Origin of the sequence: Microbacterium sp. (genome assembly GCF_043427715.1) — a bacterium.
GTDB lineage: Bacteria > Actinomycetota > Actinomycetes > Actinomycetales > Microbacteriaceae > Microbacterium.
The window spans coordinates 89,644-101,242 of record NZ_JBHWTD010000041.1; the positions used below are offsets into that span (position 1 = coordinate 89,644).

Annotated in this window: 11 protein-coding genes and 3 tRNA genes; 7 read left to right on the forward strand and 7 right to left on the reverse strand. The window is 66.6% G+C overall.

All coding sequences use genetic code 11. The annotated features are described in order from the left end of the window. Positions 1-57 precede the first annotated feature (57 nt). From ACHFGS_RS04360 to ACHFGS_RS04385, 6 genes are read left to right on the forward strand one after another with little or no spacing between them, the layout of a single operon-like run. Complete coding sequence (locus ACHFGS_RS04360) at positions 58-1,251, forward strand: Gfo/Idh/MocA family protein (protein WP_394279780.1); 1,194 nt, start codon at positions 58-60, stop codon at positions 1,249-1,251. Continuing rightward, complete coding sequence (locus tag ACHFGS_RS04365; RefSeq protein WP_394279779.1) at positions 1,244-2,776, forward strand: sugar ABC transporter ATP-binding protein; 1,533 nt, start codon at positions 1,244-1,246, stop codon at positions 2,774-2,776. The genes ACHFGS_RS04360 and ACHFGS_RS04365 overlap by 8 nt, the downstream gene beginning before the upstream one ends. After that, the gene (locus ACHFGS_RS04370) at positions 2,773-3,744 is read left to right on the forward strand and encodes an ABC transporter permease (protein WP_394279778.1); all 972 of its coding nucleotides are present in this window, start codon (positions 2,773-2,775) and stop codon (positions 3,742-3,744) included. The genes ACHFGS_RS04365 and ACHFGS_RS04370 overlap by 4 nt, the downstream gene beginning before the upstream one ends. Further along, complete coding sequence (locus ACHFGS_RS04375) at positions 3,744-4,862, forward strand: Gfo/Idh/MocA family protein (protein ID WP_394279777.1); 1,119 nt, start codon at positions 3,744-3,746, stop codon at positions 4,860-4,862. Before ACHFGS_RS04370 ends, ACHFGS_RS04375 begins: the two co-directional genes overlap by 1 nt. Next, entirely contained in the window at positions 4,859-5,890 is a 1,032-nt protein-coding gene (locus tag ACHFGS_RS04380) for a sugar phosphate isomerase/epimerase family protein (RefSeq protein ID WP_394279776.1), read from the forward strand. The genes ACHFGS_RS04375 and ACHFGS_RS04380 overlap by 4 nt, the downstream gene beginning before the upstream one ends. Beyond that, positions 5,887-6,288: a putative quinol monooxygenase gene (locus tag ACHFGS_RS04385; RefSeq protein WP_394279775.1), complete on the forward strand. Its 402-nt coding sequence runs from the start codon at positions 5,887-5,889 to the stop codon at positions 6,286-6,288. Before ACHFGS_RS04380 ends, ACHFGS_RS04385 begins: the two co-directional genes overlap by 4 nt. Positions 6,289-6,439: 151 nt before the next feature. On the opposite strand, the gene ACHFGS_RS04390 is transcribed toward ACHFGS_RS04385, so the two are convergent. The 6 genes from ACHFGS_RS04390 to ACHFGS_RS04415 form a co-directional block, all read right to left on the reverse strand. Next, entirely contained in the window at positions 6,440-7,027 is a 588-nt protein-coding gene (locus ACHFGS_RS04390; protein WP_394279774.1) for a DUF3226 domain-containing protein, read from the reverse strand. A 56-nt stretch (positions 7,028-7,083) separates the two neighbouring features. Next, positions 7,084-8,178, reverse strand: coding sequence for an ATP/GTP-binding protein (locus tag ACHFGS_RS04395; protein WP_394279773.1), 1,095 nt, complete (start codon positions 8,176-8,178; stop codon positions 7,084-7,086). Positions 8,179-8,338: 160 nt separating this feature from the next. Next, positions 8,339-8,788, reverse strand: a complete 450-nt coding sequence (locus ACHFGS_RS04400) for a hypothetical protein (protein ID WP_394279772.1) — start codon at positions 8,786-8,788, stop codon at positions 8,339-8,341. Positions 8,789-8,930: 142 nt separating this feature from the next. Further along, a tRNA-Phe gene (locus ACHFGS_RS04405) sits at positions 8,931-9,003 on the reverse strand. Positions 9,004-9,084: 81 nt separating this feature from the next. Continuing rightward, positions 9,085-9,158, reverse strand: a tRNA-Asp gene (locus tag ACHFGS_RS04410). Between the two features lie 21 nt (positions 9,159-9,179). Next, a tRNA-Glu gene (locus ACHFGS_RS04415) sits at positions 9,180-9,252 on the reverse strand. Between the two features lie 188 nt (positions 9,253-9,440). Here ACHFGS_RS04415 and ACHFGS_RS04420 point away from each other — a divergent pair. Further along, on the forward strand, positions 9,441-10,931 hold the full coding sequence (locus tag ACHFGS_RS04420; protein ID WP_394279771.1) for a M23 family metallopeptidase: 1,491 nt from the start codon (positions 9,441-9,443) through the stop codon (positions 10,929-10,931). 69 nt (positions 10,932-11,000) lie between these two features. Here the strand turns inward: ACHFGS_RS04420 and ppa are convergent, their stop codons facing one another. Further along, on the reverse strand, positions 11,001-11,534 hold the full coding sequence (ppa, locus tag ACHFGS_RS04425) for an inorganic diphosphatase (protein WP_394289176.1): 534 nt from the start codon (positions 11,532-11,534) through the stop codon (positions 11,001-11,003). Positions 11,535-11,599: the final 65 nt, after the last annotated feature.

Below are 11,599 nucleotides of genomic sequence, written 5' to 3' on the forward strand. Positions count from 1 at the left end.
GCGACCGTTCGTGCCCACCGAGCGCCCCTTCATCCTCCTTCTCTCAGAAAGACAGCCATGCAGGACATCAACATCGCCATGATCGGTGGCGGCTTCATGGGTAAGGCCCACTCGCTCGCCTACGCCGCCATGCCCATGTTCTTCTCCCCGGCGCCCGCCCGCCCGGTCAAGAAGGTCGTCGTCGACGTCACCGACGACCTGGCCCGCGCCGCCTCTGAGCGCTACGCCTGGGAGGGGTACTCCAGCGATTGGCGCGCCGTGATCGCAGATCCGTCCATCGACGTCATCGACATCGCCACCCCCAACAACTCGCACGCCGAGATCGCGATCGCGGCGGCCGAGGCCGGGAAGCACATCATCTGCGAGAAGCCACTCGCTCCCACCGCGGAGGAGGCGGGCCGCATGCTCGCCGCCGCCGAGAAGGCGGGTGTAGTGACTGCGGTCGCCTTCAACTACCGCCGGACCCCGGCCGTGGCGCTGGCGAAGAAGTACATCGACGAGGGCGCCATCGGCGAGATCCTCAACTTCCGCGGTACTTACCTGCAGGACTGGAGCGCCGACCCCAACTCCCCACTCAGCTGGCGCTTCCAGAAGAAGGTCGCCGGATCGGGAGCAGTGGGCGACATCGGCTCCCACGTGGTCGACCTGGCCCGCTACCTCGTGGGCGAGATTTCGGCCGTGACCTCGGTGGTGTCGACCTTCATCCCGACCCGCCCGCTGCAGTCCGGCGGCTTCGACAACCTCGGTGCCTCGAACACCGACAACGAAGGCCCGCGCGGCGAGGTAGACGTCGACGACGAGGCCATGTCGCTGGTGCGGTTCGCCAACGGCGCCGTCGGCTCGATCGAGGCCACCCGCAACGCCTGGGGCCGCAACAACTACATCACCTTCGAGATTCACGGCACCGAGGGCTCGATCTTCTTCAACTACGAGAACCGCGACGAGCTGCAGGTGGCTTTCAAGAAGGATGCCGGCGACCGCCGCGGCTTCCGCACTGTCTACACCGGCCCGAACACGCCCTACGGCGAATCCCTGTGGCCCATCCCCGCGCTTGGCATCGGGTACGGCGAGACCAAGATCATCGAGGCTCACGACTTCATCAAGGCCGTGGTCGAGGGTGGCACCGTTTCGCCCAACTTCACCGACGGCTACCAGGCCGCCTTGGTAGACGAGGCCATCCTCGAATCGGGTCGCACCGGCCAGTGGGTGTCGGTTCCGGATGCCGCGACCGCGGGCTCGGCCGATGTCTGATATCGCCGACGGATCTGCCGCAGCCTCCCCCGCGGTGCGCATGCGGCAGATCGTGAAAAAATTCGGCCCGGTCGAGGTGCTGAAGTCGGTCGACATAGACATCGTGGCCGGTGAGGTGCACGCCCTCGCGGGTGAGAACGGCGCCGGCAAGTCGACCCTGATGAAGGTGCTGCAGGGCGTACACCCCATCACCTCGGGCACCATCGAGGTGAAGGGCGAGCGGGTCGAGATCCGCGACACCACCGACGCCGAGCGTGCCGGGATCGGCATGGTGTTCCAGGAGTTCAGCCTCATCCCGTCGATGACGGTGGCGCAGAACATCTTCCTCGGCCGCGAGCTGCGCGGCACCGCCGGTCTCGTCGACGACCGCGCCGCCGAGCGCGCCGCCCGCAAGCTGTTCGACGGCCTCGGCGTCACGATCGACCCGAAGGCCCGCGTCGAGGACCTCGGCACCGCCTACTGGCAGCTGGTCGAGATCGCCAAGGCGCTCGCCAAGGACGCCAGCGTGCTGGTGATGGACGAGCCCACCGCGAGCCTGGCCAAGCACGAGGTCGAGAACCTGTTCACGCTGATCGAGACCCTCAAGGCTCGCGGCATCGCGATCGTCTACATCTCGCACCGCATGGACGAGATCCGCCGCGTCGCCGACCGCATCACCGTGCTGCGCGACGGCCGCGTCGTGCTCTCCTCGGCTGTGGCGGAGCTGAGCGCCGCCGAGATCATCGAGGCCATCATCGGCCGCCGCCTCGCCAGCGACCTGGTCTACCGCGACCGCGCCCTCGCGCCGGATGCTCCCGTGCTGCTCGACGCCGCTGGCATCGCAAGCGACTCGGTGCTCGAGGACGTGAGCCTCACCGTGCGCGCCGGCGAGATCGTCGGCCTCGCGGGCCTCATGGGCTCGGGTCGCACCGAGTTCGCCCGCGTGGTGGCCGGCATGGACAAGCCTACCCGCGGCACCCTCCGCGTCGACGGCCAGGCGGTGCGGTTCGGCAGCCCGATCGCGGCGCAGGACGCGGGCGTTGCCCTCATCCCCGAGGACCGGCGCGAGCAGGGCCTCGTCCTGCAGCACTCCGTCTCCGACAACCTCACCCTGCCGGTGCTCGGCCGAGTGAAGTCGGGCGCCTTCCTCTCCATGGCGAAGCTGCGGGCGCTCACCGACCAGCTCGTGACGCGGTTCGCCGTGAAGGTGGCCGATCCGTACGCCCCGGTCAGCCTGCTCTCGGGCGGCAACCAGCAGAAGGTCGTTGTGGCGAAGTGGATCAACACCGAGCCGCGGATCCTCGTCATGGACGAGCCCACCGCCGGTGTTGACATCGGCACCAAGACCGAGATCCTCGACATCGTGCGCGAGTTCGCCTCTCAGGGCAACGCCGTCGTTTTCATCTCGTCCGAACTTCCCGAGCTGCTCGCCGTCGCCGACCGCATCGTCGTCATCCGCGAGGGCCGCTCGGCCCGCGAACTCGCCCGCACCGACGTCGAGAGCGAAGAACAGCTCCAACTCATCATCCAAGGAGAGGCAGCATGAGCAGCCCCACGACGGCCACCCGGCCTTCCCTCGCCGCGCGCGTCGCGGCCCGCCTTGACTGGCGCAGCAACATCATCTACATCGCCTTCGTGGTGGTGTTTATCCTGTTCGCCATCTTCCTCGGCAACGACGGCTTCCTCTCGCCGAACAACATGCTCAACATCGTGCGGCAGACCGCCACGATCTCGATCATGGCCATCGCAATGACCTTCGTGATCGCGACCGCCGAGATTGACCTCTCGGTGGGCTCGGTCGCGGGCCTCGCCTCGGTGGTGACGGCGATGACCACGACGCAGTTCGGCCTCATCCCCGGCATCATCGCCGGTCTTGCGGCCGGCGCCGTGATTGGCGCGATCAACGGCGGCCTGGTGGCGCTGCTCAAGATCCCGTCGTTCCTCGTCACGCTCGGCATGCTCGGCCTCGCCGCCGGCCTCGCGCAGTGGATCACCTCCTCGGCTCCGCAGCCGATCGCCGACCGCCTCTACGTGATGATCTTCGGCGGCGGTGACTTCGGTCCCGTGCCGGGCTTGCTGGTCTGGACCGTGCTTGCCGTGGCCGTGGGCTGGGTTGTGATGAACCGCACCGGGTACGGCCGTAAGGTGCTCGCCACCGGTGGCAACCCGACCGCAGCGGCCTACACCGGCATCCGCACCGCCCGCATCAAGTTCACCGTGCTACTCATCTCGGGCATGGCGGCGGCGTTGGCCGGCATGCTCTACGCCGGGCGACTTGAGTCGGGCCGCTTCCAGTGGGGCCAGGGCGACGAGCTCACCGTCATCGCGGCGGTCATCCTCGGCGGCACCAGCCTGTTCGGCGGTCGCGGTGCCATCATCGGCACCCTGTTCGGATCGCTATTCATGGGGCTGGTCAACAACGGACTCATCCTCGCCGGGCTTGACGTGGCGCAGCAGCAGGTCGTGCGCGGTGCCATCATCATCGCGGCGGTGGCCCTGTCGAGGAAGAAGTGATGGCCGGCGCCCGCCGGCCGCTGCGCAGCGGCATCATCGGCACCGGCTTCATGGGCCGGGTGCACACCGCCGCGGTGCGTGCCACCGGCGGCGAGGTGCTCGCCTACGCGGGTCGCGACGCGGAGCGCACCCGGGCCGCGGCTGGGAAGGCGGGCGTGCCGCTCGCGCTCAGCGCCGAGGAGCTCATCGCCCACCCCGACGTCGATATCGTGCACATCTGCACCCCGAACGCGCAGCACGTCTCGCTCGCCGAGGCCGCCATCGCTGCCGGCAAGCACGTGGTGTGCGAGAAGCCGCTGGCGCTCAGCGCTGAGGAGGCCGCGCGCCTCGACGCCGCCGCCCGAGCCGCCGGCGTGGTGCACGCCGTGCCTTTCGTCTACCGCTTCTACCCGACCGTGCGCGAGGCCCGCGCTCGCATCGCCACCTCGGGCGAGCGGATTTGGCTCGCCCACGGCCACTACCTGCAGGACTGGATGGCCGAGCGGTCGAGCTACAACTGGCGGGTCAATGACGGCGCCTCGCGCGCCTTCGCCGACATCGGCGTGCACTGGTGTGACCTGTTCGAGTTCGCCACCGGCCACCGCATCGAGCGGCTGCTCGCCCAGCGCTCGCGGCTGCACGACACTCGACTGTCAGAGGGCGGTGAGGTGCCGGTCTCGACCGAGGACGGGGTGACCATGATGTTCCAAACCGACCGCGGCGCCACCGGATCCGTCGTCATTTCGCAGGCCAGCCCCGGACGCAAGAATCGGCTCTGGCTCTCACTCGACGGCGAGCAGCGTTCGTACGCCTTCGACCAGGAGATCCCGAACGAACTCTGGATCGGCTCGACCGAGGGTGTCTCCCTGCTGCCCAAGGGCCTCGAGACCTTCGGCGACGTAGCCGCCCGCTCGTACGTGAGCGTGCCGTCGGGTCATCCGCAGGGCTACCAGGACTGCTTCACCCTGTTCGTGCGCGACGTGCACGCGGCCATCTCCGGGGAGGCTGTCGACGGGCTGCCGACCTTCACCGACGGCGTGCGGGCGGCGCAGCTGACGGATGCCGTGGTCGCCTCCTCGACGAGCGGCCAGTGGGTAGACGTCGCCGCGGTGCGGCCGGTCGAGACGAGCGCGGCGTGAGCGGCGCAGCCGGTGCCGGATCGTCGTCGCACCCGGTCACTCTGTTCACGGGTCAGTGGGCGGATCTGCCGTTGGAGGAGGTCGCCGGTTTCGCCGCCTCATGGGGCTACGACGGACTGGAGATTGCGGCCTCCGGTGACCATCTCGACCTCGAGCGGGCGGATAACGATCCGGCCTACCTGGCGTCGCGGTTGGAGATTTTGGATCGTCACGGCCTGAAGGTCTACGCGATCTCGAACCACCTCGCCGGGCAGGCGGTGTGCGATGCGCCGATCGACTTCCGCCACCAGGCGATCCTGCGCCCCTACGTGTGGGGCGACGGAGACGCCGAGGGCGTGCGTCAGCGCGCGGCCGAGGACATGAAGCGGTCGGCGCGCGTCGCCCGCAAGCTGGGTGTTGACACTGTCGTCGGGTTCACCGGGTCGTCGGTGTGGCCGTACGTGGCGATGTTCCCGCCGGTGCCTGCCTCGGTGATCGAGGCTGGGTACGAGGATTTCGCGGCGCGCTGGAACCCGATCCTCGACGTGTTCGACGCCGAGGGAGTGCGATTCGCGCACGAGGTGCACCCGGGCGAGGTCGCCTACGACTACTGGACCTCGGTGCGCACCCTCGAAGCCATCGGCCACCGCGAGGCGTTCGGGTTCAACTGGGACCCGTCGCACATGATGTGGCAGAACATCGACCCGGTCGGCTTCATCTGGGATTTCAAGGACCGCATCTACCACGTCGACTGCAAGGACACCCGCCTGCGCCCCACGAACGGCCGCGCCGGTGTTATGGGTTCGCACCTGCCCTGGGGCGACCCGCGCCGCGGATGGGACTTCGTCTCGACTGGACACGGTGACGTGCCGTGGGAGGACTCGTTCCGCGCCCTCGAGGCCATTGGCTACGCCGGCCCGATCTCGATCGAATGGGAGGACGCCGGCATGGACCGCCTGCACGGCGCCGCCGAGGCCGTGGGCTTCGTGCGATCGCTGCTCTGGCCCACGCCCGCCGCCTCCTTCGACGCCGCCTTCTCGAACCAATGACCATTTCCCGTTCCACGCCGGTGCCCGGTGCCATCGACGCCTCTAGCGCTGCGACGCTGATCCCTCACATCGATGGCGCCACCGTGGTATGGGTAACACTCCGTGTGCGCCCGGCCGAGGAAGCTCGCTTCCTCGCCGCCGCCGCGACCCTCGCCGAGCGATCACTCACCACCGAGCCTGGCTGTCTGCAGTACGACATCGTTGCCCTCGAGCCTGCCGTCTGCGTCTACGGCATCTACGAGGTCTACGCAGACGAGACTGCGCTTGCGGCCCACCGCGCGGCGCCGCACTACGCGGAGTGGGAGGCGGTGGCTCCGAGCTTCTTCGAGGAGGGCGGCGCCTCCATCCGCATCGGTGTTCGCATGGTGCTCCCCTCTGCCGTGAACCCGGGGGCTTAACGCCTAGGTGTTCTTCCCCGGGAGGTTGTGAACGTCTGAGGTAGCGAAGACCTCCGGGACGATGTGGGTAACGACACTCATATCGATCACCGGAGGTCTTCGTGGCTCACGCTGGCGTCGACGTATCGACGTCGAGGTAGCCGAGCGGGCACTACTCGGAAAGATCCTTCAAGAACTTCCTGAAGGCGTCAAACGCCGTCGCATTCGGGTCGACGACTTCGACCTTCCGCACAGCAACGGGTATCGACTTGACGTGGTCGACTTGGCCGGCGAAGTACGCCTGCACGACTGCTTTGCGAGGCTTCTTGGGCGGAACGAAGGTCTCGGACACGTTCTCGATGTAGGACTCCGCAAGAGCACGCCGACTACCCTCCACGCCCTCAAGCAGAAGCTCTTCCAGTGCCCCATTGTCCTCACCATTGGGCATTAGGAAGAAGCCAGTGCGGATCTGTCCGCGGGCTATTGCGGCATGGTCAGTCGGTACCGGCAGTCCGGCATCCCGAAAGTGCCCCTTCGCCTTATCTGCCGCTGCGGCAGGGTTCAGGTCACTGTCGAGGACTATCCCGATCGCGAACCCGGAATCCTGGAAAGGGTCGCTGTTGAGTATGACGCCCAGGATACCCGTCCAGTCGGTGCTATTGCCTTCCATGTGGTGCACATGCCATCTGTCCCGGGTATCGAACACCTCAATCTGTCGTGCGGCGAACGCGCGATCGTCGGGGCCTTCGACCAGCAGCACGCAGGGGCGGTCGAAAACTATGGGCTGCCCGCCAGGATGCGGGGTCTCTTTTACCGTCAACGAAGTTCCGCGTTGGCTTCGATCGCACTCGTAAGTGTCGCACCGGCGTACCGAGTGACACGGGTAGATGCCTCCGATGAGGGGCTTCTACGCATACGGTAAACCGCGAGGGCGTCCTGCCGGTCGTTAATGACCCGATGGGCTGCAACTAGCGCTTCTTGACTGTGGCTAGTGGCAAAAACCTGCACGTTCATCCGCTTGGCTGCTCGATAGATCGAGTTCCACATCGTCTCAAGCACGGAATAGTGGACGCCGCTTCCTACCTCGTCAATCAGGAGGACACCGTCGCGCGCCGCCCACATCGACACTAGATACTGAGCCACTGCATTCGGCCCATCGCCGAGGAGCTCGAAAGGAATGAGCTGGCCATTGACTTCAGCATGGAGTTGAGAGCGGCCGTTCTCGGACAGAACCTCAATGTGCGAGATGCGATCATCGATCTTCTGGATGGCCTCGAGTAGAGCGTTGCCCGCACTGCGCTTTCGCATCTCGGAGTAAACGGCGGCCAAGTCGGCACCAAGAACGCCGGGCTTGACGATCGCGGCCTTCCACAGCGCCTCGCCCTGCGGCGGATCCAGCCGAAACTCGAGCGATATGTTCGTCGCTGTTCCGGTTGATGACGAGTGGAAAATCATCGACTGGCGGAACTGCTCTGGAAGAAGCGTCTTCTCTGTTTTGACGCTGACGTTAATCGAAGTCCTCGGCTGTTGATTATCCGTGATCGGTTTGCCGCCAATTGCGACCTGGCCGTCAGTGCCCTTGTCTTGCGTGAGGGCGACTGTCTGAGGACCTTTGCTTGTAGTGGCGTCGAGCTTGATCTCACCGTCGACGTTGAAATTGTGGAACAGCGGCGCCCAGGGGTCGTCGATTCCCGCCGGAGTGACGGCAATCTCGTCCTGACGCCTGCCAGGTCGAAGAGCTTGCACTGCAAACGCGCCAGCAAGGGGGCCGCTCGAATGCAGGAAGAGCGCTTCCAGGATGCTTGTCTTCCCCGCATCGTTGAGGCCAGTCAGGATGTTCACGATGCCAAAGTCTGCGAACTCGGCCGAATGGTGGCCTCGGAAGCCATCGACACGGAAGGAGCGATACACGGGGCTCAGCCTACGCAACTCTAGGAGGGAGCGTACAAGCTGGAGGAGCGACCGAGGAGCGCCCGGACCGCAGCGGAGCGAGGACCGGACGCACCGCAGTGTCGCTCCTCCAGCTCGGCCAGCCGGCCGGAGGCCGGCCTTGAACGAGTAAAGAAAGTTCTCACAGCTCGTCGTTGCCGACGTCCTCGAAGGCGCGGCTTGCGGCACGAGCCTTATCGGCGGCAGGCAACCAAGGATGGAAGCCACGCTCGGATTCGGCTGCGTTCATCGCCCGGTCGAGTGCATCGGAGATTCCGCGGAGATCCTCGAAGCCGAGCGCACGGATGCCTGTGCGGATCGCGTCGAGGTTGGGCTCCGCTGAAAGGAGCGCCTCGATCGCCTCGACCGTCTTCGGCGTATACCGCTTTGCGAACGACTGAGTAATCGCTCCCTGCATCGCAGCGAGTTCGCCGATCGGCGGCTTCGGCTGGTGGAACTTGTGCGTGTAGGCGTTGAAGACGCTGCGATAGTCCCGGGTGGCGCGATCCGCGGCCTCTGCTGCCCACGACATCTGCAGGAACGCTTCGTCGTGATTCTGCGGGGTCTCACCGCGGATCTTCTGAGTGTCCATTGCCCCGACCCCGGCAGCGGCTCGCTCCTTGAGTCGCTGCCTTGCGGGAGCGGAAAGGTCGTCCCTCACTAGGGAAAAGCAAAACCCCCGCCATGTAGAAGCTAGGCGAGGGTTTCTGGGACCGTTGTAACGACGGTCCTTGTGGCTCCGACGGGCGTCGATCCCGTGACCTCACGATTTTCAGTCGTGCGCTCTACCAACTGAGCTACAGAGCCGCATGGCGAGAAGGCCATGTCCTAGACGAAAGGCCCAGTGTGTTCAACAGAAGCTGAAGACAAGGGGCCTGTCGCTCGGAGCGACCCTGACGGGACTTGAACCCGCGACCTCCGCCGTGACAGGGCGGCACGCTAACCAACTGCGCTACAGGGCCATGCTTATTAAGTTGTGGGCGTGACCCCAACGGGATTCGAACCCGTGCTACCGCCGTGAAAGGGCGGCGTCCTAGGCCGCTAAACGATGGGGCCGAGCTGAACCCGGAGGTCCTGCTTACCGAGGGTCAAGCATATGCGACATTGCGCGAATGTGCGAATCGAGGGCGCGCCCGCCGCACCCCCGGGCGTTTTGGGGGGAAGATGGCGAGGCAATCGCGTGTGCCCCACCCTGTGACGAATGTGAACAGTGTTGCTACTGTGATCTGCGGATCTACGAGGGGATGCCGGACGTGAGCGGAGCATACGAGTCGACGGACGTCGACTGCGGCTGTGCTCCGACGCCTGCCGAATACCGCTCCTTCGCCCGGCGCATCAGCCGCCGCGGCGCACTCGGGTTGGGTGTCCTCGGCGTCGCTGTCGGCACCGCCGGCGTCGGCTTCGCCGTCCCCGCCTTCGCAGCGAAGTACCCGACCTGGGAAGACGTCGAGAAGGCCCGCGCCAACCAATCGGCCAAGGGCGCGGAGATCACACGGATCCAAGGGCTGATCCAGTCGCTCGAGAACGACGTCCAGTCGAAGCAAGCCGAGGCGGAGCGGCTCGGTGGGGAATACCAGATCGCGCTCGTCGCCTACGAGGATGCGGTCGCGCGGGCGGAATCGCTGCAGGCCCAGGCTGATGCCGAGGCCGCGCGCGCGAAGGAGTCCGCCTCCAAGCTCGGCGTTCTCGCGGCCCAGCAGTACCGCACCGGCAAGAGCGACGCCACGCTCGAGCTCTTCTTCTCCGACTCCGCCGCCGGTGCCGATGACCTCCTCGGTCGCCTGGGCACGATGGACAAGCTCGTCGAAGCGAACCGTGACGTCTACGCCGAAGCGGTGGGTGCGCGTGACAACGCGCAGAACCTCACCGATCAGGCGAAGGTCGCCCGCGATGAGCGTGACAAGCGCAAGGTCGAGGCCGAGCAGAAGATGATCGCGGCGCAGCAAGCAGCTCAGGCCGCCGAGGCTGCCCTCGCCGCGCAGAACGAGCACCGCGACGTGCTGGTCGCCCAGCTCGCCGCTCTCCAGGACACCACGGCCAAGACCATCGCCGATTACAAGGCCGGCGTCGAAGCCCGCCGGAAGGCGCGCGAAGAGGCTCGCCGGAAGGCTCTCGCCGAGGCGAAGCGCAAAGCAGAGGAAGCAGAGCGCAGGCGTCTTGCTGAAGAGAAGCGGCGCCGTGAAGAAGAAGAGCGCCGTCGTCGGGCGGCGGAGAAGGCCGCGGCCGAAGCGGCCGCCGGCGGCTCCTCGGGCGGCTCGCCGGCTGGTTCCTCCGGCGGCTCCTCGGGCGGATCGAGCGCGGGTGGACAGGTCCAGTCGTCGGGCTGGGTGCGCCCCGCGCACGGCTGGATCAGCTCCTGGTTCGGCAGTCGCGGCAGCATCTGCTCGAACGGACACTGCACATCCAGTGGCCACCGCGGCATCGACTTCGCCAGCTCGTGTGGCTCGCCGATCTATGCCGCAGCGTCGGGCACCGTCATCTTCGCCGGCTACAGCGGCGCGTGGGGCAACTACGTGCAGGTGCGCCACGGCGACGGCACGGTCACGGGCTACGCGCACATCATGCCGGGCGGGTACAACGTCAGCTACGGTCAGTCGGTCCGTGCCGGGCAGGTCATCGCGTATGTCGGCAGCACCGGTGCATCCACGGGTTGCCACCTCCACTTCGAGGTCTATCGGGGCGGCGTCCGCATCGACCCGGCCGCCTTCCTTCGCGCCCGCGGCGTCGGGGTCTGACGCCCCCGATTTATCCGAGAACGACGAAGGGCGGGTGCCGCGGCATCCGCCCGTCTCTGATCGTCAGGATCAGATGGTCTTGGGGGCTTCGCCCTCACCCGGCGTGCGGGTCGCGCCCTCGTGCTCTTCGAAGCGCTCGAAGGCTTCGACGACGAGGCGCTCGGCCTCAGCGGCGTTCGCCCACTCGTCGACCTTGACCCACTTGCCGGGCTCGAGGTCCTTGTAGTGCTCGAAGAAGTGGTTGATCTCGTTCTTGGTCCACTCGTCGACGTCCCCGACGTCCTGGATGTGGCCCCAGCGGGGGTCCTTCGCCAGCACGGCCACGACCTTGTCGTCGCCGCCGGCCTCGTCCGTCATCTTCAGCACGCCGACGGGGCGCACCTTCGCGAGGATCCCGGGAGCCAGGTCGTGGTCCAGCAGCACGAGCACATCGAGCGGGTCGCCGTCCTCACCGAGCGTGTTCTCGAAGAACCCGTAGTTCGCCGGGTAGCCCATCGGCGTATAGAGGATGCGGTCGAGGAAGACGCGTCCGGTGCCGTGGTCGACCTCGTACTTGATCTTGCTGTTGCGCGGGATCTCGATGACGGCGTCGTAGGCGCCCATGCTGTTGCTCCTTCAGAAGGTGATGATTGCCGTCCCAGCCTACTGCGGGCCGGTCGCGCCCCGAA

Excerpts from the sequence above, each read along its gene's own strand:
- ACHFGS_RS04360 (WP_394279780.1), top strand. The coding sequence starts at position 58 with ATGCAGGACATCAACATCGCCATGATCGGTGGCGGCTTCATGGGTAAG.
- ACHFGS_RS04365 (WP_394279779.1), top strand. The coding sequence starts at position 1,244 with ATGTCTGATATCGCCGACGGATCTGCCGCAGCCTCCCCCGCGGTGCGC.
- ACHFGS_RS04370 (WP_394279778.1), top strand. The coding sequence starts at position 2,773 with ATGAGCAGCCCCACGACGGCCACCCGGCCTTCCCTCGCCGCGCGCGTC.
- ACHFGS_RS04375 (WP_394279777.1), top strand. The coding sequence starts at position 3,744 with ATGGCCGGCGCCCGCCGGCCGCTGCGCAGCGGCATCATCGGCACCGGC.
- ACHFGS_RS04385 (WP_394279775.1), top strand. The coding sequence starts at position 5,887 with ATGACCATTTCCCGTTCCACGCCGGTGCCCGGTGCCATCGACGCCTCT.
- ACHFGS_RS04400 (WP_394279772.1), bottom strand. The coding sequence starts at position 8,788 with ATGGACACTCAGAAGATCCGCGGTGAGACCCCGCAGAATCACGACGAA.
- ACHFGS_RS04420 (WP_394279771.1), top strand. The coding sequence starts at position 9,441 with ATGCCGGACGTGAGCGGAGCATACGAGTCGACGGACGTCGACTGCGGC.
- ppa (WP_394289176.1), bottom strand. The coding sequence starts at position 11,534 with ATGGGCGCCTACGACGCCGTCATCGAGATCCCGCGCAACAGCAAGATC.